The organism is Mesorhizobium sp. M8A.F.Ca.ET.208.01.1.1, assembly GCF_004791315.1.
Lineage (GTDB): Bacteria > Pseudomonadota > Alphaproteobacteria > Rhizobiales > Rhizobiaceae > Mesorhizobium.
This window is the reverse complement of record NZ_SRUT01000012.1, coordinates 118,672-141,560: the sequence shown is the minus strand read 5'-3', so window position 1 is coordinate 141,560 and position 22,889 is coordinate 118,672. Positions and strand designations below refer to the sequence as shown.

Genomic DNA, 22,889 nt, shown 5'->3' with positions numbered 1-22,889 from the left:
AACAAACCGTAGCCGCTCGTCCATGATCCCAGTTTCTCGCCAAACCATCGCCGGTCCTCCCGGCGGACAAGAAAACTGTCACCCATGCTATCGGTCCATTCTGTTACCTATCTATCCGGTTCGGACAGGCTCCTTTCCTCTCCCTCCGGAGGGGGGAGAGGTGTCGCTGCGAAGCAGCGACGGAGTGGGGGAACCACCTAGCAAGCGCCGCGAACGGACAAAGGAATGGCACAAGGCGCAACCATTGCCTCGCCTTGTGCTTGAGGGGTCGACCCCCACTCCGTCGAGCTTCGCTCGACACCTCTCCCCCGATCGACGGGGGAGAGGAAGGGCGCCTTTCGGCAACGGCTGCGGAGGACGGGCAGCCAGTTGACGGCGGTGCCGACCCCGCCAGTGATCTCTCCACATCCAACCGCGGCCAATACAGCCCAAGGCTATTGCCCCCGAGACCCAAGGCGGCAAACCTTGTCTTGTCATGCCGGCCATGGTAGCGAACGCCCGATTTCAATTCGGTCAGCCCCGATTCAATTCGGTGAGCGAGACTGCCCAGGGGAAAAGGATATCGGCTCATGGCCAGCAATGATGACGCGCCGGTCGGCGCCAACGGCAACGGCAATGGCAGCGCGGCGCAGCCGTCGCTCAACGTGCTGGCCCAGTATGTCAAGGACCTGTCCTTCGAAAGCCCCGGCGCGCCCAACTCGCTGCGCGGCCGCGACAAGGCCCCCGGCATCGCGATCAACGTCAACGTCAACGCCAACCCGCTCTCCGACAAGCAGTTCGACGTCAACCTGACGCTGAACGCCAAGGCCTCCTTCGACCAGGAAGTGCTGTTCAACGTCGAACTGATCTATGGCGGCGTCTTCGCCATTTCGGGCTTCCCGCAGGAGCACATGCTGCCGATCCTGTTCATCGAATGCCCGCGCCTTTTGTTCCCCTTCGCCCGCCAGATCATCGCCGAGGCGACGCGCAATGGCGGCTTCCCGCCGCTGATGCTCGACCCGATCGATTTCGCGCAGATGTTCCAGCAGAAGATCGCCGAGGACCAGGCCGCCTCGCAGACCAAGGTGAGCTGACGCTCGGCTGACAGGGATCGCTTTGAAAAACCCGGCCTCGCCGGGTTTTTTGTTGTGGGCCGCCTCTTCCCTTCGTCATCCTAGGGCGAAGCAAGGAGCGCAGCGACGCGGCGCAGACCCTAGGATCCATGCCGGGACTCTGAAGCGTTGCCATGGTCCAGGTTCTGCTCCGCTGCGCCAGTCGGCGAGGTCGCGGCATGGATCCTCGGGTCTGCGCGACGCCGCTGCGCGGCTGCTCCGCCCGTGGATGACGAAGTCGCGAGCGGAGCACCGCACAAGTCCTGCGGATTCCAGAACACTCCCCTCGATCCCCCAGCCCTATCATCGCGCCCTCAGGCAAAGGCGTCCCGGCGGTCGCAGCCGCCCCCGCGTTGGCGATCGGTCGGGACGCCCAACAAAAGAGGGAACGACGATGAAATTCATGCTGACCGACAGGAAACTTCATCCACGGGCCAGACCCGTCGCCGACGATTTCAAAAAGGGCGGCATCAGCCGCCGCGAATATCTGGCGCTCATGGCTGGCCTCGGCGTCAGCGCCGCCGGCGCCTTTGCCCTGGGCGGCATCGCCGCGGCCCCGGCCCGCGCCGCCGAACCCAAGAAGGGCGGCACCCTGCGCGTCGCCATGAACGTCAAGGGCTTCAAGGATCCGCGCACCTTCGACGGCGTCGAAATGTCCAATGTCGCGCGCCACTGCAACGAATATCTGGTGCGCTGGAACACCGATTTCTCCTTCGAGCCCTGGCTGCTCGAAAAATGGGAGATGAGCGACGACGCAAAAACGCTGACCCTGCATGTGCGCAAGGGCATCACCTGGTCGAACGGCGACGCCTTCAATGCCGACGATGTCGTCCACAACCTCACCCGCTGGTGCGAGGCCGGAGTCGCCGGCAATTCGGTCGCCGCCCGCATGGGCGCGCTGGTCAATGCCGACACCAAGAAGGTGGTCGATGGCGGCATCGAGAAGGTCGACGACTTCACCGTAAAACTCAATCTGCCGAAGCCCGACATTTCGCTGATCGCCGGCATGGCCGACTATCCCGCGCTGATCATGCACCGCTCCTATGACGGCGACGGCGACCCCATGAAGGCGCTGGCGATCACCACGGGTCCCTGCGAGTTGGTGAAATGGGACGCCGAGACGGGTGCGGAGGTGAAACGCAAGGACAAGCCCTGGTGGAAGGGCGAGTTCCATCTCGATGGCATCCAGTGGATCGACTACGGCTCCGATCCCAACGCGATGCTGTCGGCGTTCGAATCCGGCGAGATCGACACCGACCACGAAACCGCCTCCGACGCCGTCGCGCAGACCGACAAGATGGGGCTCAAAAATTCCGAGATCGCCACCGGCTCGACCATCGTCGCCCGCTTCAATGTCGGTAATGCGCCCTATGACGACGTCAAGGTGCGCCGCGCCGCCCAGCTTGCGGTGGACAATGCCGCCGTGCTGAAGCTCGGCCTCGACGGCCGGGGCAAGCCCGCCGACAACCACCATGTCGGCCCCATGCATCCTGAGTTTGCCGATATCGGTCCGGCCAAGCGCGATGTCGATCAGGCGAAGAAGCTGCTCGCCGAATCCGGCAAGGCGGACCACGAGTACGAGCTGATCTCGGTCGACGTCGAATGGCAAAAGAGCACCGGCGATGCCATCGCCGCCCAGATGCGCGAGGCGGGCCTCAAGATCAAGCGCACCGTGCTGCCCGCCGCCACCTTCTGGAACGACTGGAGCAAATACCCCTTCTCCTGCACCGAATGGCTCGGCCGCCCACTCGGCGTCCAGGTGCTGGCGCTGGCCTACAAATCCGGCGCCGCCTGGAACGAAAGCGCCTATGCCAACAACGAATTCGACGAACTGCTCGACAAGGCGCTCGCCATGCCCGACGCCAAGGCACGCAAGGAGATCATGGCCAAGATCGAGCAGAATCTGCGCGACTCAGGCATCATCATCCAACCCTACTGGCGCTCGGTCTACCGCACCTATCGCAAGGGCATCGAAGGCTGCGAACAGCACCAGGCGCTTGAGCAGCATTTCGAGAAGGTTTGGATTGAGGGGTGAGAGAAGCGCCGACGCTCTTCCTTCCCCCACAAGGGGGGGAAGGACAGCAGCGTCGCGCTTGCCATCGCTCACCGCGCCGGCCGCAGCAGCGTCCAGATCCAGCCGGCGAAGGTCAGCACCAAAAAGGGATAGCCGGCCGCCGGCAGCGGCGCCGAGGTCGGCAGCAAGGGCGTGCCCCACAGGATCATGCCGGCCGAGACGACAAACAGCAGGGCGGCGACGAGCGCGGTAAGCCGCATCCACAGCGCGAACGTGCTCGGCGCACTGACCATGACCAGCCCAGCCGCCCAAAGCGAAATGCCGCCGACATAGGAAGGCACGCTGGCCTGCAACCCCGCCGCATTGCCGGCCAGCAGCAGGCTCTCGCCGGCCAGGAAGGTCAGGAAGCCCGCGGCGGCGCAGTCATGGCCCAGCCGCTGGTATTTCATGGTGAGCAGCGCGGTGGCGACAACGAGCGCCACGCCGTCGATCGTCCAGAGTGTTTCGCGAAGCGGAGCACTGGCAACGAAGGTGCCGGCGAGGCCGAAAGCGCCGCCGATGGCGAGGCCGAGCGAGGCGGCGATGTCCGATGTGGTGCGCATGTGGTGTCTCCCTAAGAACAGGATACGTCAGGGGGGAGCGTTCTCAAAGGTGATCCGGTATCTCGGGCATCGGCCCGGTCAACTTCAAATTCACCAGCGTCGGCCCGCCATGGTTGCCATGCACCAGGGCGACCCTTTGTACCGTCTGCCAGGGCACCAGCACTTCGCCGGCGGGCCTGTCACGAAAGCCCTTGGCATCGAGCGTCATCTGATCCCCGCTGTCGAACCCGCTGCTTGCCTTGACCAGCCCCCCAGCCGAGGCAGCCCAGAGCAAAGACAAAGAGCAGGAACACCGGCCCGTGCGCGCCGTCCGACGACTCGGAACGCCAACACGACTGCCACCGCTGCGCCTATGAAGGGCGCGATGATTTGGAAGGTGTCGAGAGGGGAAATTGCGCGACTCAAACCACTACAGTTTGACCCGTCGCAAAGCTGCGCAAGCGTACCTATTTCAACTTAGCCGTGATATATGCGCCAATGGCCGGCGTAGGCATTATCGTCAGCCTAAAAAGTACCCACCAAAGATAGAGGGCTGCCTCACCTCTAAACGAGTTGGCCGAGAGGAGGCCATGCGCGAGGCTATTTCGAATGTTAGGCCCCAAGCGTCCGGCCAGTAGAGATTGCAACTCGAAAATGAATTCATCTCCAAGCTCTTTTTGAATAAATGGATTGGCTAGGGTCCTCTCAAGCCCCCACACCTCTTCGATCCCGTTGGCATCGATATTTCTAGGAATCTCGCCAGACTGCTCAAGAAGATGGCGCAGCCCGTTTTCCACCTGGGGGACGAATAGATGCAGCGCAGTACAGAAATCCCATCGAAATCCCTCTGCGATGGCTTTCACGAGAAGGGGCATTCGGCCTTCAGGAACAAACTTGCTTCCCTTGATAAGTCGCTCCACATCTTGTTCGCAGATTTCGTGCTCGAATAGAATAGTTCTCATCGCAGGTGCCAGAGCTCCTGCAACGGCGATACTTCTGGATATCCTCGCGTGCTGATCCATGAATCCTTCAATCGCGATTTCCCGATTCTTTTCATCCGCGCCCATCAATGCCGGTCGAACCGCAATCTTCCTGCCTGCTTCGTCGTAAATCGATGCGGCAAAGGCCGACTGAAGTGGATGATCCTCCATCGATTTGATTGCTTCTTCCCGCAGCCTCTTTGGATCAATGAGCTGGTTGTAAATTGCAAACTTCAAAACTGCTTCGTCGGACTGTAACCCACGGAATTCCTTCTCAGTTTGTTCAACTAGCTCGCGGATATCGATTTCGTGGCTTACGTTTTTCATCTCAGCAAGCGTTTGCTTCCCTGCAGCAGCGAGCCGTTTTTGCAATTCGGGAATACGAGCACGAAGCGTCGGCCGCTCTCGAAAGGCGCGAATGGCGTCCTGCCAGAAAGAGTGGGCTGCCATCGCGGAACCGGCAGCTTCGCGGGCTTCGGCCTCTTCGACAAAGGTCTCCGAAGACATTATACGAGCGGCTTCCGCTGCATCCTCGTCTTTTGCAAGGACAAGCAGCTTTGCCTGAACGTCAAAGTAGCTACGACTGCGCCTGAAATCGCCGTCGGCGCGCGATTTCGCGCCCACACGCCCCGCTATCCCTGCTAGTATCAAGAACTCTCCAAACTTGAATTCCGACAGCAGTTCCAAGGCTTTGCACGTGAAGTAAAGTGGGTCAGCCCCGTCATAGTATCGGACGCGGCTCTCGATGTGTTCAAGCACAGTCCCAGAGAGATCGCTTTTACCCCCGACCTGCTTGGCGAGACGAGCGGCCCTTTCGTATCGTTTCATGCTTGGGGGCCAGTGGCGTAGGTCCTCAAGTCTTGAACCCGAATTGACGTAAGCTTCTACGGCAATCCGCGCTGCCTTGGCGTCACGTTTTCGAAGCCAGATGACATCTCCCACGCGCGCCCTAAATTCCGCATCCTCGATAGCCTCCAAAGTCTCGCGAAAAGCTTCGATCTGACGATCATCTAGGTCGTCGGGGACCATACTTCGCCGCTCCCCCATCTCGGACATTGGTCCAAATGGCGATGAAACATTCCCCGGTCTGAAGTTAAAACTGAAAACTTCATACAGAAGTCGCCAGCCAAGTCCCGGTTCAATCTCAGCCCGAGTTCGAAACAAAGATGCGAGACCGCGGTCTTCTTTCTTCGGGGATTCTTCGATAGCTAGCCGAATGGCTTCGTTTGAGGGCAACGGTATGCCATCTGTTGACATAGAAGAGAGGCTCCTGTGAGCATTACCATGTGCGGTTTGTTCACTGAACGTTCTATGGCTGACGTGGGGCCCAGTCAAGGTGATCTCACCCTTCGGACTTCTGCGAAAATGGGAGTTGGAAAAAGGAGGCTATTATGAAACTTCTAAGTATAGATGATTTGGAATCGCTTGTAGCGTTGGAAGCTCGGGAAGACGTCCATCTAGAGTTTAAACGATCGGCGTTTGTAATTGAGCGAAAATCGAATGATCTCTCGAAAGAGATATGCGCTTTTGCTAATTCTGACGGCGGAGCAATTGTCATTGGGATCGAAGAAGGGAAATCCGGGGTTGCGGTTGCCATCGACGACGGTGTTCCATCTGACTTCCGTGCCCGCGAGTGGATAGACCAAGTTGTCGGGTCGCATATTCAGCCTGAATTGCGGGGAGTTGCCGTACGAGAGCTGCTTTATAAGTCAAATATGATTTATGTGATCGACATCCCCAAGAGTCTTATGGCGCCCCATCAATCCCATGATAAAAAGTACTATAAGAGATTTGGTAGTTTGTCCGTGCCTATGGAAGATTATGAAATTTCAGATATACGATCACGATCGCTCCGCTCCATAGCCCCACTTGAGATATCCATTGTTTTGAGGGGGTTTCTATTTCATATCGCCATAAACAATACGTCAAACTCTGATATATCTATGCTAGAGATCGAGGCCGATTCAAACTTTTCCGACCTCCTTAAGAGGCGAGGCCTGGATAGGAAAAGTCTCAAGCTTTTGAAACGCGGTTCCGGTGCGGAGTATGTTCTAGCTAGCGGCCCAGAGCTTTTTTCAGATACTAGAACTCCCCGTTTATCCCTAAGTTTTTCTTATGCATCTCTGGGAGAATCGTTCTTCGGTAGAGAGGACTTTCAACTATCCGACTATGAAGGCCAAGTTATTGTTAGGTCGCAGGAGGAGGAGTATTTAAAGAAAATCGCAGACAGCCTCGACAGAATAGAGAAGAACCAAAGCTCGTTTATACGAGAATTTCAGCGACTCAGCGACTTTTTTGACGGGTCGGGCATAAATCTGTCCCTCCGATCTCTTGAATTTTTGAAGGGGAAGGCGCTTAGGAAGTATGATCCATCTAGCATGGATGTCGGCGGCTTCTCAGAGATTCTCTGTGTAGACAGGCAGACAGCTACTTCGCTGTATCGCGCATTTCAATATTTGGATGATGAGGAAATCAATAAAACCCTGGATGGCCTTGATACGGCGACACAAGAGGCGTTTAAATTTTATTTCTACCATAAACGATCAAGCACAGATTGACTGCCGTAGATCAAGGTATCATCAGCAAACGCAGAGTTGATTTTTGTCTAGGCACGCCCTCATGATTGAGCAAAAGCAGTCCCCTCAATCCCCCATCTTCAGCGCCTGGATAAACGCCTCCTGCGGAATATCCACCTTCCCAAATTGCCGCATCCGCTTCTTGCCCTCTTTCTGCTTGTCGAGGAGCTTGCGCTTGCGGCTCACGTCGCCGCCGTAGCACTTGGCGGTCACGTCCTTGCGCAGCGCCGAGATCGTCTCGCGCGCGATGACCTTGCCGCCGATGGCGGCCTGGATCGGGATCTTGAAGAGGTGGTGCGGGATCAGCTCCTTCAGCTTCTCGCACATCTGCCTGCCGCGCTTTTCCGCCGCCGTGCGGTGCACCAGCATCGAGAGCGCGTCGACCGGCTCCTCATTGACCAGGATCGACATCTTCACCAGGTCGCCCTCGCGGTAGTCGGTCAGGTGGTAATCGAACGAGGCGTAGCCTTTGGAGATCGACTTCAGGCGATCGTAGAAATCGAAGACCACTTCGTTGAGCGGCAGATCGTAGGTCAGCATGGCGCGCTTGCCGACATAGGAGAGGTCGGCCTGGATGCCGCGCCGGTCCTGGCAGAGTTTCAGGATGCCGCCGAGATAGTCGTCGGGGGTCAGGATGGTGGCGCGGATCCATGGCTCTTCGATGGCCGAGATTTTCACCACGTCGGGCATGTCGGCCGGGTTGTGCAGTTCCTTGACCGAGCCGTCATTGAGCAGCAGCCGATAGACGACCGATGGCGCGGTGGCGATCAGGTCGAGGTTGAACTCGCGCTCCAGCCGCTCCTGGATGATTTCGAGATGCAACAGGCCAAGGAAGCCGCAGCGATAGCCGAAGCCCAGCGCCGCGCTCGTTTCCATTTCATAGGAGAAGCTGGCGTCGTTGAGGCGCAGTTTGCCGACGGCGGCGCGCAGGTCCTCGAAATCGGCGGCGTCGACCGGGAACAGGCCGCAGAACACCACCGGCTGCGCCGGCTTGAAGCCGGGCAAGGCATGCGCGGTCTGGCGCCTGTCCTCGGTGATGGTATCGCCGACGCGGGTGTCGGCCACTTCCTTGATCGAGCCGGTGAAGAAGCCGAATTCGCCGGGGCCGAGCTCCTCGACATTGATGCGGGCGGGCGTGAACACGCCGGTGCGCTCGACCAGGTATTTGGCGCCCGTGCCCATCATGCGGATGGTCTGGCCCTTCTTCAGCACGCCGTCGATGATGCGCACCAGCACGATGACGCCGAGATAGGCGTCGTACCACGAGTCGACCAGCATCGCCTTCAGCGGTGCCGTGGCGTCGCCCTCGCGCGGCGGCGGCAATTGGTGGACGATGGCTTCGAGCACGTCGGGGATGCCCAGCCCGGTCTTCGCCGAGATCAGCACGGCGCCCGACGCGTCGATGCCGATCACCTCCTCGACCTGCTCGCGGATGCGCTCGGGCTCGGCGGCCGGCAGGTCGACCTTGTTCAGCACCACGACGATCTCGTGGTTGTTGTCGATCGCCTGGTAGACATTGGCGAGCGTCTGCGCCTCGACGCCCTGGCTGGCGTCGACGACCAGCAGCGAACCTTCGCAGGCGGCCAGCGACCGCGACACTTCATAGGCGAAGTCGACATGGCCGGGCGTGTCGATGAGGTTGAGGATATAGTCCTCGCCATTGTTGGCGCGGTATTTCAGCCGCACCGTCTGCGCCTTTATGGTGATGCCGCGCTCGCGCTCGATGTCCATCGAGTCCAGCACCTGCTCCTTCATGTCGCGCAGCTCCAGCCCGCCGGTCGACTGGATCAGGCGGTCGGCGAGCGTCGATTTGCCATGGTCGATATGGGCGACGATGGAAAAATTGCGGATGTGGTCGAGGGGCGTGCTCATGCCGCGCGCTTTAGCAGGGGCGGCAAGCGGCGGCAAGGCTTGGCGCCCAAGGGCTGCCCGCCGCACACAAAGCGGTGAAATCGGCAAAAGAATCGAAAAACCGGTCTGCGCGCCAACGATGCATAAACTTTAATCGTTCAGATTAGACCTTGGTTTGCCGGCTGCGTGGTAATCGCACGCTCGCTAATGCCTGTTGGGGGTTGGAAATGTTCAAGCTTGCAAGCGGCTTTGCCCGTTCCCGCAGCGGGTCGATGATGCCGCTCTTCCTGGTGAGCCTGATGCCGCTGATCGCGGCCGTCGGCTTCTCGGTCGACTACACCAGCGCGGTCCAGACCAGGTCCAACCAGCAGCAGGCGCTGGATGCCGCGATCCTGACGATCACCACCATGGACACCACCTCGACGCTGCCGCAGCGCCAGACGATGCTGCAGGATTCCTTCATCGCCAACGGCGGACAAGGCACCGCGACGCTGACCAGCTTCGTGGCTGGGACCACCGCCACCGCTACCACCGCGCGGGCCACGGCAAGTTTCGCCATGCCGACCGTTTTCATGACCATCGCCAGGATCGACACCGTGCCGATCGCCGTGGCCTCGGCGGTCAGCAAGCCGCCGGCGCTGGTCGCGGCCAACTTCAAGGCACCGGCGTATCGGGCTACTGGAACAAGAAGATGACGCTCTACGGCACGCAATTCGGTGCGACGACGGCCAAGCCGCTGATGACGATCGACTACGTCTATGGCAAGACCGGAGACCCGAAGGGCTATGGCACCACCACCACCAGCATCCTTACGACCGATTCGACCGGCAAGACCGTCACCACGGTGGCCCAGACGCAGGTTTGCAAGCTCGCCGGCTCCAACCCGCCCGCCGGTGCGGTGATCCAGACCGACAAGTTCCAGACAAAATTTTACTGTGTCGACACGATGTATCCCGCCGATGGCACCGGCGCGTCCATCGATGTCAGCCAGATGGGTGGCCTCAGTCTGCAGATGTATGTGCCATCAGGCAACCCGCAATATCTCAAGACGAATGATCCGACCACCTCCAACCGGCTCTACAGCGGGATCAAGGATCCGCAGACCAACGCTATCAATTACAATGAGATCGCGACCGGCCAGGTCGTCGATATCTTCGGCCTCGTGCCTTGCGGTTCGACAGCCTATCAGGCCTGGGAAGACGGCGGCAACGCGGTCCCGGCGCCGGTCAGCAACGCCGACTTCTTCTACAACGTGACCGGCAAGTGCGACTTCAACAAGCGGCCCTCGGACACCGCGCTGACGCAGTAAGGCTGCCGATCTCCCCCCTCGTGGGGGAGATGGCCGGCAGGCCAGAGGGGGGCGCTGTCCCGCCGACCTTGCCAGGTCCACGATATCCGCCCTGGTTCGACCGGCCATCTCCCCCCGCGCGCCGACATCTGTTTAGAAGCGCGGGCGTAGGCGCTCTACGGCGCCCCCCTCTGTCCTGCCGGACATCTCCCCCACAAGGGGGGAGATTGGACGCGCGACCGTTTTCGCCAATCTCCAGCGCCGCAAGGAAGAGGCGCCGGCGGTTCTTCAATCACAAACCGGTGAGCGTTGTAACGAAGCGGCAAGTGGCGGCGAAGTGGGGATATGACGGGCGCATCGTGGCGCCCTCCCAGGGAGCAAGCCGATGTCGCCAGTCATCTCAAGCAGGGTCCTCGCACTGTCCGGCCTCGCCGCTCTGGCGCTCGCCGCCTCGCTCGGCGCGGCGGCAGCCCAGCCGCTCAGCGTGGTCGAACTGTTCACCAGCCAGGGCTGCTCGTCCTGTCCGCCGGCCAATGCCAACCTCATCAAGGTCAAGGACCGGCCCGGCGTGCTCGCGCTGTCGTTCAACGTCACCTATTGGGACTATCTCGGCTGGAAGGACACGTTCGGCAAGCAGGAATTCACCCAGCGCCAGGTTTCCTACGAGCCGCCGCTCGGCCATGACGGGCCGTTCACGCCGCAAGTGGTGGTCAACGGCCATGCCGACGTCGTCGGCGCCGCACCCGGTGAGATCGAACATCTGATCACTGCCACGGCCAAGACCGGCGGTCCGTCGCTTTCGCTCGACGGCGGCAAGGTCGCGATCGGCGCTGGCGCGGCACCGGCAGGCAAGGCCGATGTCTGGCTGGTGCGCTACACCAAGGGTGTCGTCGAGGTGCCGGTGGCGCGCGGCGAAAACACCGGCCGCACCTTGCCGCACGCCAATGTCGTGCACGCGCTGACAAAACTCGGCAGCTGGAGCGGCGAGGCCAAGACGCTCGATCTGCCGGCAGCCTCGGGCGGCCTCAGCACCGCCGTGCTGGTGCAGTCGCCCGGCGGCGGGCCGATCCTGGCCGCCGCCGCCAACTAGATCGCGTTCGAGCAGAGATTTGCCGAGCAGAGATTTGCGCCACCGCATGGGCGGCGGCGCAAGACCCCGGCCGTCCAAAAGGGCGTGCCACCAACCCCACAAGGAAACCGACCATGACCAATTTCTCCCGCCTGACGCTGCCGGCGCTCGCGCTCGCTCTGTGCTCGACCGCGCTGTTTGCCGGCGGCATCGCGCGCGCCGATGATGCCACCAATGCGATGAAACCCGCCGCCAACGCCATGAAGCCGGCCGCGGACGCCATGAAGCCGGCAACCGATGCGATGAAGCCGGCCGACCCGATGGCCACCAACTCCATGAAGCCCGCCGCCGATGCCATGAAGCCCGCCGCGGACGCGATGAAGCCCGCCGCGGATGCGATGAAACCGGCGACCGATGCCATGAAGCCGGCAACGGATGCCACCGCCAATTGAGCTTGGCGCGTGGCTGTCCCCGGCGGGCTCCCTGTCCATCCGGGGACAGTTGCTGGAACAATCCCGGCAAAGGCTTGAAGCGGTTTTGCGTCGGGAATTACGTCAAGGCAAAAGTCCGGGCGCACGTGAATGTGAGGCGCCGCCGCAACTCGCGCATCGCGCCACCGTAGCTGATCCAATAGACTGATCCCCCAAGTCACTGATCAACGGGGGAAGCCATGAGGAGTGCAACCATGACCAGTATCAACAACCGTTCGGCCGGTCTTGTCCGGGGCGCGCTCGCCGCACTCGCCCTTGCCGTCGCGGGCGCCGCCTTCTGGCTGACGCCTGCCATCTCCGCCGAGGACGCGGTGAAAATCCCGCCGCCGGCAATCGACGAAAAGGCGGCCACGGGCAGCGAAAAGGCCATCTTCGCCGGTGGCTGCTTCTGGGGCGTGCAGGGCGTGTTCCAGCACGTCAAGGGCGTCAGCAAGGCGGTTTCCGGCTACACCGGCGGCGCCAAGGACGATGCCGTCTACGAGACGGTCGGCACCGGCCGCACCGGCCATGCCGAATCCGTCGAGATCACCTATGATCCCTCTGTCGTCACCTACGGCCAGCTGCTGCAGGTCTATTTCTCGGTCGCCCACAACCCGACCCAGCTCAACTACCAGGGACCGGACTCCGGCACCCAGTACCGCTCGACGATCTTCGCCGAGAACGACGCGCAGAAGAAGATCGCGCAGAGCTACATCGCCCAGCTCGACAAGGCCAAGGTGTTTTCCGAGCCCATCGTCACCACGCTGGAAACCGGCAAGACCTTCTACCCGGCCGAAAACTACCACCAGGACTTCCTGACGCTGAACCCGACCTACCCCTATATCGTCTACAACGACCTGCCCAAGGTGGCGAATTTGAAGACGCTGTTCCCGGCGCTCTACAGCGAAAAGCCGGTACTGGTGCTGTCGGCGAGTAATTAAGAGAGGATAGGCCGGCGGGACAGCGCCCCTCTCTGCCCTGCCGGGCATCTCCCCCCTCAAGGGGTGAAATCGGCAGCTTCGGCGTCTCGCCAGCTTTCCGCGTTGGAGATTGGCGAAAGCCTAGCCAACATCGATCTCCCCCCTCGAGGGGGGAGATGGCCGGCAGGCCAGAGAGGGGCGCCTCGCCGTGACCTCTACGCTCGATCACCCCTCAATCGTAAGTCAGATCCGTCGCCTTGCCGCCGAACACGCGGTAGGCATAGAACGAATAGAAGATGATCACCGGCAGCACCACCACGGTGCCGGCCAGGATGATCGCCAGGCTCTCGGGTGCCGACGCCGCCTGCCAGATGGTCAGGCGATCGGGCACCACGAACGGATAGAACGACCACGCCAGCCCGGCAAAACCGAGCGCGAAGATGGCGGCGAGCGTCAGGAACGGCGTCAGCGCATGGCGGTCATCGGGCCTCGGCAGGTGGAAGGTCTGCCGCCACAGCCAGAGGAACAGCAGCGCCGACAGGATCGGCAGCGGCGACAGATAGAGCATCTGTGGCCAGACGAACCATTTGTCGAAGATGCGCGGGCTGGCGAAGGGCGTCGCCAGCGACACCGCGGCCATGCCGAGCGCGGTCAGCACCAGTGCCGTGCGCAGCCAGCGCACAGCCTTCTTCTGAAGCTCGCCTTCGGTCTTGTAGATCACCCAGGCAGCGCCCATCGCCGCGTAGGCGGCCGCCAGGCAGAACGCCACCAGCACGCCGAACGCCATGCCGCCCGGCCCGACATCGAGGCCGAGCACGTAGACGCCCAGCATGTAGCCCTGCGCCAGCGAGGCGATGACCGAACCCAGGAAGAAAATACGGTTCCAGCGATGTTTTTTCCCCGCCGGCACCTTGGCGCGGAAATCGAAGGCGACGCCGCGCAGGATCAGCCCGACCAAGAGCACGAACACCGGAATGTAGAGCGCCGTGAGGATGACGCCATGCGCCAGCGGAAAGGCGACCAGAAGCAGGCCGACGGCCAGCACCAGCCAGGTCTCGTTGGCGTCCCAGAACGGGCCGATTGCCGCGATCATCGTGTCCTGCTCGGTGTCCTCGGCGGCGGCGAACAGGATGCCGATCCCGAGGTCGAACCCGTCGAGAATGACATAGATCAGGATGGCGAGGCCCATCAGGCCGGCGAAGATGAGGGGGAGCAGGGTTGGCCAGTCATAGGTCATCGGGATATCTCCCAGCCGCGATGGGCCGGGTGCACGGCCTTACCGCTTGAAGCGATCGTTTCAAATCGATTGTCGGGGTTGGCGCCGCCCCTCATCGCCCTGCCGGGCACTTCCCGTATAGTGGCGGGGAGAAGTGGGCTGGCCGCAACGTCGGCACCACTCCAGCAACGCTGACGAGAAGCGAAATCGGCGACGACGGCGCCCCTCTCCCCGTCACTATACGGGGAGAGGATGCCGGCAGGCAGGTGAGGGGCGGCGCGGACCTGCGATGAAAGCATGCTCACTCCCCCGCCGCCGGTTGCGACATGGCCGTCTTCATCACGCCCGGCAGCGGCGATGAATCGCCATCCTTGGCCGCCTTCAGCGCCAGGTGCACAAGCACGCCGAGATAGGCGATCAGCAAAAGCAGGTAGAGCAGGAGATAGATGGCGAGCGTCAGCGCGACATGGCTGCCGGCCACCGGACCGACGGCGTCGGCTGTCTTCAGCACGCCGGTCACCAGCCAGGGCTGGCGGCCGATCTCGGTCGTGTACCAGCCGGCCAGTGTCGCCAGCCAGCCCGACAGCGCCATCGGCACCATCAGCAGGGCGAGCGGCCTGGGCAGCGAATGCCGGCGCTTGAGGAAGAAGGCGGCCGACCACGAGACGGCGAGCATCAAAAGCCCGGTGCCGACCATGATGCGGAAGCTCCAGAAGAGCGGAAAGACCGGCGGGTGGTTGCCGGGGTAGTCGTTCAGCCCTGGCACCACGCCGTCGGTGCTGTGCCGCAGGATAAGGCTGGCCCCATCCGGAATCGCGACCTCGAATCTGTTTTCCTTCGCCGCCTCGTCGGGGAGCGCGAACAGCACCAGCGGCACGTTGGGGCCGGTGTTCCAGTTGGCCTCCATGGCCGCGATCTTCTGCGGCTGGTGTTCCAGCGTGTTGAGCCCATGCTGGTCGCCGGCCAGGATCTGGATCGGGATCAGGATGGCGGCGGTGAAGACGCCGGTGCGCAGCGCCTTCCACATCGATTCCGAACGGTCGCCCCTGAGGTGGCGCAGCGCCGACAGGCCAGCGATCAGGAACGAGACCGTAAGCCCCGAGGCGAGCAGCATGTGCACCAGCCGGTAGGGCATGGACGGGTTGAAGACGATGGCCCACCAGTCGACGGCATGTGCCACGCCATCGCGCATCTCGAAGCCGGCCGGGGTCTGCATCCAGGAATTGAGCGCGATGATCCAGAAGGCCGACAGCGTGGTACCGCCGGCGACCAGCACCGTCGCCAGCGTGTGGACGCGGTTGGAAACGCGACGGAACCCGAACAGCATGATGCCGAGGAAGGCCGCTTCGAGGAAGAAGGCGGTGAGGATCTCGTAGGCGAGCAGCGGTCCGGCGATGTTGCCGACATGCTCCATGTAGCCCGGCCAGTTGGTGCCGAACTGGAAGCTCATGGTGACGCCCGAAACCACGCCCATGGCAAAGGACAACGCGAACACCTTCACCCAGGTGAAATAGGCGCGCATCCAGGCGGAATCATTGGTCGCGTTATAACGCAGCTTGAAGAACAGCAGCACCCAGCCAAGGGCAATGGTGATCGTCGGAAACAGGATATGAAACGAGATATTCGCGCCGAACTGCATGCGCGAGAGAATAAGCGGGTCCATGGCGGGCTCCGGCTGCTTAGTATTTCGACGCAACTCCGGGCAGAAAACCTCTTTACACTTTTCCTGGAATTGCTCCAATACTGGCGAAGGATAGGCCCGAAGCGGGGGCAGGTCAAAGCGGCGTCCTGCCGCGAGGCTGAACGCCACAGGACAATTTTACCGGATGCAAGGCGATCTGTCTTCAGACTGCCCGCGCCCCGGTGTCGAGAACTGGCAGCAGCGGCATTCACTTGCGGTTGCACCGGGCGACAACAGGCCTATATGAAGTCACCTCTTTCAGGCAGCCGTTTTCAACCATGCCCTCCATTCTGTCCATTTCCGGGGTCTCCAAGACCTACGCCACCGGCTTCACCGCGCTCAAGGAAGTCAATCTCGATATCCAGCGGGGCGAGATTTTCGCCCTGCTCGGCCCCAACGGCGCCGGCAAGACGACGCTGATCTCGATCGTCTGCGGCATCGTCAACCGCTCGTCGGGCACCGTCACGGTCGACGGGCACGACATCAACAAGGACTATCGCGCCGCGCGCAGCCTGATCGGGTTGGTGCCGCAGGAACTCACCATCGACGCCTTCGAGAGCGTCTGGGCAACGGTCAATTACAGCCGCGGCCTGTTCGGCAAGCCGGCCAATCCGGCCTTTGTCGAGAAGGTGCTGCGCGATCTGTCGCTCTGGGACAAGAAGGACGCCAAGGCCATCACCCTGTCGGGCGGCATGAAGCGGCGGCTGATGATCGCCAAGGCGCTGTCGCACGAGCCGCGCATCCTGTTCCTCGACGAGCCGACCGCCGGCGTCGACGTCGAGCTGCGCCAGGACATGTGGGAGATGGTGCGCCGGTTGCGCGAGGACGGCGTCACTATCATCCTCACCACGCACTATATCGAGGAAGCCGAGGCCATGGCCGACCGCGTCGGCGTCATCAACCGCGGCGAAATCATCCTGGTCGAAGGCAAGGCCGAACTGATGCGCAAGCTCGGCCGCAAGCAGATGACGGCGGAGCTGCGCGCGCCGCTCGCCAGCGTGCCCGACGGGCTCTCGCACTACGCGCTCGAACTGTCGCCGGACGGCACCCAACTCACCTACACCTATGACAACCAGAGCGACCGGCCGGGCGTCGCCTCGCTGATCAGGGATCTCGAGGCGGCCGGCATCCAGTTCCGCGATCTCGACACCAAGAACAGCTCGCTCGAAGAGATCTTCGTCAATCTCCTGAGGCAAGAGCCATGAACCTGCGTGCGGCCCCTAATTTTCGCGCGGTATGGGCGATCTACCGGGTCGAGATGGCGCGTGCGTTCCGCACCGTGCTGCAGAGCATCATCTCGCCGGTCATCTCGACATCGCTCTATTTCGTCGTCTTCGGCTCGGCCATTGGCTCGCGCATCACCGAGATCGACGGCATCAGCTACGGCGCCTTCATCGTGCCGGGACTGATCATGCTGTCGCTCTTGACGCAGTCGATCTCCAACGCCTCCTTCGCCATCTATTTCCCGAAATTCGTCGGCTCGATCTACGAACTTTTGTCAGCTCCGGTCTCCTATCTGGAGATCGTCATCGCCTATGTCGGTGGGGCAGCGACCAAGTCGATCATCCTCGGCCTGATCATCCTGGCGACGGCTTCGCTGTTCGTGCCGCTACAGATCGAGCATCCGTTCTGGATGCTCGCCTTCCTGATCCTGACGGCGGTCACCTTCAGCCTGTTCGGCTTCATCATCGGCATCTGGGCGAAAAGCTTCGAGCAGCTGCAGTTGGTGCCACTGCTGATCGTCACCCCGCTGACCTTCCTCGGCGGCAGTTTCTATTCGATCCACATGCTGCCAGGCATCTGGAAGACGATTACGCTGTTCAACCCGGTGGTCTACCTGATCAGCGGCTTTCGCTGGAGTTTCTACGGCAAGGCCGACGTCTCGGTCGGCATCAGCCTCGGCATGACGCTGGTGTTCCTGGCCGCCTGCATCGCGATCGTCGCCTGGATCTTCCGGACCGGCTACCGGCTGCGCAACTGATCGGCTGAAGGCGTCCTGAGCCGCAGCCGAGATTTGTGAGATTCAGCGCAGGCCGGCCTCACCTGAATATCGGCGGATCTCAGATGGCCTTGACTAGCCGCAGCAGCCCCAGCATCTCGATGTAGGCCCCCTCGCGAAAAGCGATATAGACCGGCTCCTCGGCGCCATGGAAGCGGCGCTTGAATGCCGCCTGTCCCTGCAGGTTGAACCTGCGGCGGTTGATCCAGGGCGAGTCGTAGGCGCGCTGGAAGGTGTTGCGCCAGAACTCGCTTTCGGCAAATCCGCTCGGGCCGACATCGACCAGCGGCGACAGGCCGAGCGTCACCACCGAAACGCCTTCCTCGCGAAAGCGGTCGACGGCGAATTTGGTCAGGCCGACCTCGGCATGCGGCGAGGCATCGATATGCTTGCGCTTGAAGGCGGTGGTGTAGCCGATCACCTTGCCGTCGGCGAACAGCGGATCGAAGTCGAGCAGGGCGACCAGGTCGCCATCGGGACCGTGCAGGACGAAACGGCGCATGTCGGTGCCGAGCTGCTCGTAAAACGGACGGTTGAGAAAACCCATCTCCCAGCGCTTGACGATACGGTCGCCGCGCCAGTTTTGGGAGAGCCGGGAGATCTCGTCGAGATGGATCGTGCGCTTGTCCTCCTCGAACGAAAAGCCTTTCTTCAGCAGCCAGCGCTCGGAATAGCGCACGGTCTCGTTGCGCTTGCCGGAAAAATCATGGTCGGGCAGGACAAGGCGGGTGTCGATGCCCAGCCGGTTGACCTTGTAGCCCAGTCCGGCAAGGACCTGGGCGGTCTGTTCGCCGATCTGCACGAACCATGGGCCGCCGGCACGCTCGACGAAGCGTCTGATATAATCGGGCCGCTGCGCCGGCGCCGCCACCGGATCGCCGAGCGCGAAATGATGCCTCATCTTGGTGCCGAAGGCGATGTAGCCGTCGGCGTCGCCAAAATAGGAAAGCTTGCGCTGCGCGGCGGTGGAATAGGCGAGCGAGAAATCGCCATAGCGGCGCACCAGCGCCAGCCGCTCGACATGCGTCAGCGCCAGTCGCTCGACCTTGGGCGAGGCGCCCTCGAGGATGTTGTCGAAATAGATCCGCAAGGAGGGCATGGTCGAGATTCCGCGTGCCGTCTGCGGCGCCGCATGCCTTGAATGGCACGCAAGACCGCCGTGGCGCCTTGATTTCTAGCGGGAAGCCGAGTCGGTTACGGGTTCGAATTCCTGCATCGTCAGAAGAGGTCCACCAGCCCCCGGACCTCGAATCAATCACTTTGCCGCGACCTGGTTATCGCCGATGCCGCCGATATGCCATATAGGGCTGGATGTATTCGGACAGAAGCGGGCAATCGTTTCATGTCGTGGTTTTGGCCGCGGTTGCGCGATCCGGTAGTTTTCGCCCGGCGGCGGAATGCTCCGGGGCGAGACCACGGCTCGGCGCAGGCCCATTGAAAATCGGCTTCGATTTGCCGTTCGGGGCTCGGCGCGCGATCAAACTGTTACAGCGGCCTGCGAGCCTTTCGGGGTTGCCGCAAGGGCGAATGGGATTCGAGTGTGAATGGCTGACACGACACCCGGGACGATGATGGAGCAGTTGCTGGCGGTCGAGCCGGCGATCGTCATTGGCGCCGGCGCCGCGGGGCTGGCTGTCGCGCGGGCCTTGATGAAGGCCGGCGTGGCGACGGTGGTCCTGGAGAAGGAAAGCCGGCTGGCCGAGCCCTGGCGCCGGCGCCACGAACAGCTGCACCTCAACACCCACCGCGATCTCTCGGCGCTGCCCGGCCTTGCCTATCCCAAGGGTACCCCTGCCTTTCCGCACCGGGATGTCGTCATCCGCCATATGAACGATTTCCATGAGGCGAACCGTTTGCCGGTGGAGTTTGGCGTTTCCGTCGAGGCCATCATGTCCGGGGGCGACCACTGGATCGTGCGCACCAGCGCCGGCTCGCGCCTGGCGCGTCATGTCGTCGTCGCCACCGGCCGCGACAGGGAGCCCTACACGCCGCAATGGAAGGGCATGGAGGCGTTCAGGGGCCGGATCATCCATTCGGCCGATTTTGGCGACGCCCAGGCCTATGCGGGCAAGAAGGTGCTGGTTGTCGGCGCCGGCAATTCGGGCTTCGATGCCCTCAACCATCTGGCGGGCATCGATACCGCCGCCGTCTGGCTGTCGGCCCGCAACGGCCCCGTCCTCTTGCCCAAGCGTATCGGCAAGATCGCCGTGCATCGCCTCTCGCCGCTCATGGCGCGCTTGCCGCTGCGCGTCGCCGACGCGGTCATGGCGGTGACGCAGCGCCTGGTTTTCGGCGATCTCACCAAATTCGGCATGCCGCGGGCACCTGCCGGCGGCGCCAGCCGTCTGACTTCGGACTACACCGCGATCGCCGCCGACGATGGCGCCGTCAATGCCATCAAATCGGGCAGGATCCTGGTGGTGCCGGGGATACGCGAGTTCACCCGCGATGGCGTCATCCTGGCCAATGGCAGCCTGATCGCTCCCGACATCGTCATTGCCGCGACGGGCTACCGCACCGGCTTGGAGCGCATGGTCGGCAATCTCGGCGTGCTCGACGAGAAGGGCGTTCCGCTCTTCAACGGCGGCCAGGCCGATCTGAAACTGCCCGGCCTGTGGTTCACCGGCATGCGGCCGAGCATCCGCGGCTGCTTCGCCAATGCCGGCATATTGGCCAAGGCGATAGCCAGGCGCATCGCCGGTCCCGGCCAGCCGGGCACCTCACGCTGATTTCGGCTCCAGCCGCCGGAAGCCGACAGCCTCGGTCAGCATTTCCTCGTCGACCATGCCGGCATTGTGGAGGGCAAGCAAGGTGAGAGCCAATTCACGCGCCTCCGTGGATTCGGGATGCGCTTGCCGTCGGCGGCAGGCTTCATCGAAGACACGTTGCAACGTGGCCACTTCGTCAGGTTTGAGCAGGCCACGGTCGTAGATCGACTTGGGCATGGCGATGATCTCCTGATCACGATTTAGGGCGCCATGTGTAAATTGCCAATCTTTCCCGAGGCTTGAATGCAATGCCGCGCAAAAAAGAGGGGCCGCGGATCGCCGAAGCCCCTCTTGTTTTGTCTCGCTCGACGTCAGACGCCGATCTTGCCGCCGCCCTGTTTGGTGATCGCCACGACCGCAGGCCGTACCGGCATGTCGGGCTTGAAATCGGGCCAGCGGGTCGACAGGTCCTCATAATAGGAAGGGCGGCCAAACGCGTCCCAGTCCTCACCGCCGTCGCCCGGATGCTGGACGGCGACGAAGGCGGTCTGATCGTCCGGCGTAAACAGCGGGCCGCACATCTCGGCCCCGATCGGCACCCGGAAGAACAGTTTCGAGGTCGCCCGCGCCGATCCTTCCGTGTCAACCGCCCACAGGCCATCGGTGCGGCCGGTGGCCTTCGGGCCCTGGCCGTCGGTGGCGACCCACAGGCGCCCGGCCGAATCGATCGCGCAATTGTCGGGCATGCCGAACCAGCCATTGGCCGTCGTCGCGGTGGAGAAGGTGGCGCCGACATCGGCCACCGACGGGTCGCCGCATTTCAGCAGCACTTCCCACTTGCCCTTTGTGGCGGCGAAATCGCCGCCGTCCTCGACGATCTCGATGATGTGGCCGAAGGCATTCCCGGCGCGCGGGTTGGCGGCGTCGACCTGATCGGCCTTGCGCTTGGAATTGTTGGTCAGCATGACATAGACCTTGCCGTTGCCGGCATTGGGCTGGATGTCTTCGGGCCGGTCCATCTTGGTGGCGCCAAGCAGGTCGGCGGCGCGGCGCGTCTCGATCAGCACGTCGGCCTGGCCGGCAAAGCCGTTTTCCGCCGTCAGCGGACCCTGGCCGAACACGATAGGCATCCATTCGACCGAGCCGTCCTCGGCGAATCTGGCGACATGCAGCGTGCCGTCGTCGAGCAGGTCCTTGTTGGCCGCGCGGTCTCCGGCATTGAACATGCCCTTGGTGACGAATTTGTAGACATAGTCGAAGCGCTCGTCGTCGCCGAGATAGAAGACGACGCGGCCGTCCTTGGCGACGATCGATTCGGCGCCCTCATGCTTGAAGCGGCCCATGGCGGTGCGCTTGTGCGGCACCGAATCCGGGTCGTTGACATCGACCTCGACGATCCAGCCGAAGCGGTTGGGCTCGTTCGGCTCCTTGGCCAGGTTGAAGCGGTCGTAATGCGCGCCCCATTCATAGGCGCCTTCCGGGATGCCGAGGCGCTTGTAGTTGGCGGCTTCCTTGTGGCCTTCCGGCAGCTCGCCGGAGAAATAGCCATGGATGTTCTCCTCGGCCATCACATAGGTGCCCCAGGGCGTGACGCCGCCGGCGCAGTTGTTGATCGTGCCGAAGACTTTCGTGCCGGACGGATCGGCATTGGTCTTGACGCGGTCATGGCCGGCGACCGGGCCGGACAGCGCCATCTCGGTGTTGGAGGTGATGCGGCGGTTGAGCTTGCCGTCACGCACAACCTGCCATTTGCCGCCGTCCTTGCGGATCTCGACGATGGTGCCGCCATGCGCGGCCATCTCGACATCGACCTGCTCCTTCGAGAGCGGCGCCACCTCGGCCGCCTTCTTGCCGTCCTTCTCGACGATCTTGACGATGCCCGGGAACATCAGATGCGGGTTGGTGTATTCGTGGTTGACCACCAGCAGGCCATGTTCCGCCGAGCCATCGATCGCGATATAGCCGACATAGTCGTTGTTGTAGCCGAACTGCCTGGCCTGGGCTTGTGCCGACTGCTTGGTCGGATCGAATTCCGGCGAATCGGCAAACAGCGGATCGCCCCAGCGCAGCAATACATCGGCGTCGTAGCCCGGCGCGACATGGTGCTTGTCGTCGATGCCGGCCTCCAGCTCGTCGAACTTGAAGGCCGAGCCTTCCGCGGCGCGGGCATCGTCGGCGGCGATCATCGCCAGCGGGCTGACGGTGGCGGCGATCGCCGAGACGGCAAGCGAACCCTTGAGGAAACCCCGGCGCGAAAACCGCGCGGCGATAATCTCGCCCATCGTGCGGTTTTCGCTGGGATTGTTGGCCGGGCCTTCGTTTTCCTCGAGCAGGCTGGTGCGGAATCGGGCGTCGGGGGAGCGATGTTCGGTCATGAGAGCCTCTGGCTGGATTGGCTGGAGCTTGTTGCCTGATCGACCGCTTTACAGTCGGCTGATCACATTT

At 62.3% G+C, this 22,889-nt stretch carries 20 protein-coding genes; 11 read left to right on the top strand and 9 right to left on the bottom strand.

Annotation, left to right across the window (positions count from 1 at the left end; translation table 11 throughout):
* Window positions 1-569 precede the first annotated feature (569 nt).
* Together secB and EN851_RS31770 are read left to right on the top strand one after the other, a co-directional pair.
* Window positions 570-1,073: a protein-export chaperone SecB gene (gene secB / locus EN851_RS31775; RefSeq protein ID WP_127277690.1), complete on the top strand. Its 504-nt coding sequence runs from the start codon at window positions 570-572 to the stop codon at window positions 1,071-1,073.
* A gap of 412 nt (window positions 1,074-1,485) precedes the next feature.
* Window positions 1,486-3,126, top strand: coding sequence for an ABC transporter substrate-binding protein (locus tag EN851_RS31770; protein WP_135930778.1), 1,641 nt, complete (start codon window positions 1,486-1,488; stop codon window positions 3,124-3,126).
* Window positions 3,127-3,194: 68 nt separating this feature from the next.
* On the opposite strand, the gene EN851_RS36550 is transcribed toward EN851_RS31770, so the two are convergent.
* From EN851_RS36550 to EN851_RS31755, 3 genes are all read right to left on the bottom strand, one after another.
* Window positions 3,195-3,707, bottom strand: coding sequence for a hypothetical protein (locus tag EN851_RS36550; protein WP_189521975.1), 513 nt, complete (start codon window positions 3,705-3,707; stop codon window positions 3,195-3,197).
* Window positions 3,708-3,750: 43 nt separating this feature from the next.
* The gene (locus EN851_RS36545) at window positions 3,751-3,915 is read right to left on the bottom strand and encodes a hypothetical protein (protein WP_189521974.1); all 165 of its coding nucleotides are present in this window, start codon (window positions 3,913-3,915) and stop codon (window positions 3,751-3,753) included.
* A gap of 238 nt (window positions 3,916-4,153) precedes the next feature.
* The gene (locus EN851_RS31755; RefSeq protein ID WP_189521973.1) at window positions 4,154-5,695 is read right to left on the bottom strand and encodes a DUF4209 domain-containing protein; all 1,542 of its coding nucleotides are present in this window, start codon (window positions 5,693-5,695) and stop codon (window positions 4,154-4,156) included.
* Window positions 5,696-6,057: 362 nt separating this feature from the next.
* Between EN851_RS31755 and EN851_RS31750 the strand changes: the two genes are divergently transcribed.
* The gene (locus tag EN851_RS31750) at window positions 6,058-7,224 is read left to right on the top strand and encodes an ATP-binding protein (RefSeq protein ID WP_135930776.1); all 1,167 of its coding nucleotides are present in this window, start codon (window positions 6,058-6,060) and stop codon (window positions 7,222-7,224) included.
* 84 nt (window positions 7,225-7,308) lie between these two features.
* On the opposite strand, the gene lepA is transcribed toward EN851_RS31750, so the two are convergent.
* A complete protein-coding gene (lepA, locus tag EN851_RS31745) occupies window positions 7,309-9,114 on the bottom strand; it encodes a translation elongation factor 4 (protein WP_127871049.1) in 1,806 nt (601 codons plus the stop codon).
* A 206-nt stretch (window positions 9,115-9,320) separates the two neighbouring features.
* Here lepA and EN851_RS37935 point away from each other — a divergent pair, with 206 nt between their 5' ends.
* The 5 genes from EN851_RS37935 to msrA all read left to right on the top strand — a co-directional run bounded on the left by EN851_RS37935 (window position 9,321) and on the right by msrA (window position 12,861).
* Window positions 9,321-9,788 (top strand): pilus assembly protein TadG-related protein, encoded by a 468-nt coding sequence (locus tag EN851_RS37935; protein WP_348630743.1) that lies wholly within the window; start codon window positions 9,321-9,323, stop codon window positions 9,786-9,788.
* Window positions 9,785-10,402, top strand: a complete 618-nt coding sequence (locus tag EN851_RS37930; RefSeq protein ID WP_348630742.1) for a hypothetical protein — start codon at window positions 9,785-9,787, stop codon at window positions 10,400-10,402. Before EN851_RS37935 ends, EN851_RS37930 begins: the two co-directional genes overlap by 4 nt.
* Before the next feature lie 364 nt (window positions 10,403-10,766).
* The gene (locus EN851_RS31730; protein ID WP_135930775.1) at window positions 10,767-11,471 is read left to right on the top strand and encodes a DUF1223 domain-containing protein; all 705 of its coding nucleotides are present in this window, start codon (window positions 10,767-10,769) and stop codon (window positions 11,469-11,471) included.
* A 113-nt stretch (window positions 11,472-11,584) separates the two neighbouring features.
* Window positions 11,585-11,902 carry a hypothetical protein gene (locus tag EN851_RS31725; protein WP_135918013.1) on the top strand — a complete coding sequence of 106 codons (318 nt, stop codon included), beginning with the start codon at window positions 11,585-11,587 and terminating at the stop codon, window positions 11,900-11,902.
* Window positions 11,903-12,135: 233 nt separating this feature from the next.
* Window positions 12,136-12,861 (top strand): peptide-methionine (S)-S-oxide reductase MsrA, encoded by a 726-nt coding sequence (gene msrA / locus EN851_RS31720; RefSeq protein WP_135930774.1) that lies wholly within the window; start codon window positions 12,136-12,138, stop codon window positions 12,859-12,861.
* 211 nt (window positions 12,862-13,072) lie between these two features.
* Here the strand turns inward: msrA and EN851_RS31715 are convergent, their stop codons facing one another.
* The gene (locus tag EN851_RS31715; RefSeq protein ID WP_135918008.1) at window positions 13,073-14,077 is read right to left on the bottom strand and encodes a cytochrome d ubiquinol oxidase subunit II; all 1,005 of its coding nucleotides are present in this window, start codon (window positions 14,075-14,077) and stop codon (window positions 13,073-13,075) included.
* Between the two features lie 280 nt (window positions 14,078-14,357).
* On the bottom strand, window positions 14,358-15,719 hold the full coding sequence (locus tag EN851_RS31705; RefSeq protein WP_135930773.1) for a cytochrome ubiquinol oxidase subunit I: 1,362 nt from the start codon (window positions 15,717-15,719) through the stop codon (window positions 14,358-14,360).
* A gap of 296 nt (window positions 15,720-16,015) precedes the next feature.
* Between EN851_RS31705 and EN851_RS31700 the strand changes: the two genes are divergently transcribed.
* Together EN851_RS31700 and EN851_RS31695 are read left to right on the top strand one after the other, a co-directional pair.
* Window positions 16,016-16,942, top strand: a complete 927-nt coding sequence (locus tag EN851_RS31700) for an ABC transporter ATP-binding protein (RefSeq protein WP_135930772.1) — start codon at window positions 16,016-16,018, stop codon at window positions 16,940-16,942.
* Window positions 16,939-17,718, top strand: coding sequence for an ABC transporter permease (locus tag EN851_RS31695; protein WP_127276440.1), 780 nt, complete (start codon window positions 16,939-16,941; stop codon window positions 17,716-17,718). Before EN851_RS31700 ends, EN851_RS31695 begins: the two co-directional genes overlap by 4 nt.
* A gap of 79 nt (window positions 17,719-17,797) precedes the next feature.
* Here the strand turns inward: EN851_RS31695 and EN851_RS31690 are convergent, their stop codons facing one another.
* On the bottom strand, window positions 17,798-18,835 hold the full coding sequence (locus tag EN851_RS31690) for a phosphatidylglycerol lysyltransferase domain-containing protein (RefSeq protein ID WP_135930771.1): 1,038 nt from the start codon (window positions 18,833-18,835) through the stop codon (window positions 17,798-17,800).
* A gap of 445 nt (window positions 18,836-19,280) precedes the next feature.
* Here EN851_RS31690 and EN851_RS31685 point away from each other — a divergent pair, with 445 nt between their 5' ends.
* A complete protein-coding gene (locus EN851_RS31685) occupies window positions 19,281-20,465 on the top strand; it encodes an NAD(P)/FAD-dependent oxidoreductase (protein WP_135930770.1) in 1,185 nt (394 codons plus the stop codon).
* Here EN851_RS31685 and EN851_RS31680 read toward each other — a convergent pair.
* Window positions 20,457-20,681 (bottom strand): hypothetical protein, encoded by a 225-nt coding sequence (locus EN851_RS31680; protein ID WP_127871061.1) that lies wholly within the window; start codon window positions 20,679-20,681, stop codon window positions 20,457-20,459. The two genes, EN851_RS31685 and EN851_RS31680, sit on opposite strands and share 9 nt — an antisense overlap.
* Before the next feature lie 134 nt (window positions 20,682-20,815).
* Window positions 20,816-22,819 (bottom strand): PhoX family phosphatase, encoded by a 2,004-nt coding sequence (locus tag EN851_RS31675; RefSeq protein ID WP_135930769.1) that lies wholly within the window; start codon window positions 22,817-22,819, stop codon window positions 20,816-20,818.
* Between the last annotated feature and the right edge of the window lie 70 nt (window positions 22,820-22,889).

Bases quoted from the DNA above. Each gene is read 5' to 3' on its own strand.
- EN851_RS31725 (WP_135918013.1), top strand. From the start codon at position 11,585: ATGACCAATTTCTCCCGCCTGACGCTGCCGGCGCTCGCGCTCGCTCTG.
- msrA (WP_135930774.1), top strand. From the start codon at position 12,136: ATGACCAGTATCAACAACCGTTCGGCCGGTCTTGTCCGGGGCGCGCTC.
- EN851_RS31730 (WP_135930775.1), top strand. From the start codon at position 10,767: ATGTCGCCAGTCATCTCAAGCAGGGTCCTCGCACTGTCCGGCCTCGCC.
- EN851_RS31685 (WP_135930770.1), top strand. From the start codon at position 19,281: ATGGCTGACACGACACCCGGGACGATGATGGAGCAGTTGCTGGCGGTC.
- EN851_RS31705 (WP_135930773.1), bottom strand. From the start codon at position 15,719: ATGGACCCGCTTATTCTCTCGCGCATGCAGTTCGGCGCGAATATCTCG.
- EN851_RS31715 (WP_135918008.1), bottom strand. From the start codon at position 14,077: ATGACCTATGACTGGCCAACCCTGCTCCCCCTCATCTTCGCCGGCCTG.
- secB (WP_127277690.1), top strand. From the start codon at position 570: ATGGCCAGCAATGATGACGCGCCGGTCGGCGCCAACGGCAACGGCAAT.
- EN851_RS31750 (WP_135930776.1), top strand. From the start codon at position 6,058: ATGAAACTTCTAAGTATAGATGATTTGGAATCGCTTGTAGCGTTGGAA.
- EN851_RS37935 (WP_348630743.1), top strand. From the start codon at position 9,321: ATGTTCAAGCTTGCAAGCGGCTTTGCCCGTTCCCGCAGCGGGTCGATG.
- EN851_RS31770 (WP_135930778.1), top strand. From the start codon at position 1,486: ATGAAATTCATGCTGACCGACAGGAAACTTCATCCACGGGCCAGACCC.
- lepA (WP_127871049.1), bottom strand. From the start codon at position 9,114: ATGAGCACGCCCCTCGACCACATCCGCAATTTTTCCATCGTCGCCCAT.
- EN851_RS36545 (WP_189521974.1), bottom strand. From the start codon at position 3,915: ATGACGCTCGATGCCAAGGGCTTTCGTGACAGGCCCGCCGGCGAAGTG.
- EN851_RS31755 (WP_189521973.1), bottom strand. From the start codon at position 5,695: ATGGTCCCCGACGACCTAGATGATCGTCAGATCGAAGCTTTTCGCGAG.
- EN851_RS31675 (WP_135930769.1), bottom strand. From the start codon at position 22,819: ATGACCGAACATCGCTCCCCCGACGCCCGATTCCGCACCAGCCTGCTC.
- EN851_RS37930 (WP_348630742.1), top strand. From the start codon at position 9,785: ATGACGCTCTACGGCACGCAATTCGGTGCGACGACGGCCAAGCCGCTG.
- EN851_RS31690 (WP_135930771.1), bottom strand. From the start codon at position 18,835: ATGCCCTCCTTGCGGATCTATTTCGACAACATCCTCGAGGGCGCCTCG.
- EN851_RS31695 (WP_127276440.1), top strand. From the start codon at position 16,939: ATGAACCTGCGTGCGGCCCCTAATTTTCGCGCGGTATGGGCGATCTAC.
- EN851_RS36550 (WP_189521975.1), bottom strand. From the start codon at position 3,707: ATGCGCACCACATCGGACATCGCCGCCTCGCTCGGCCTCGCCATCGGC.
- EN851_RS31700 (WP_135930772.1), top strand. From the start codon at position 16,016: ATGCCCTCCATTCTGTCCATTTCCGGGGTCTCCAAGACCTACGCCACC.
- EN851_RS31680 (WP_127871061.1), bottom strand. From the start codon at position 20,681: ATGCCCAAGTCGATCTACGACCGTGGCCTGCTCAAACCTGACGAAGTG.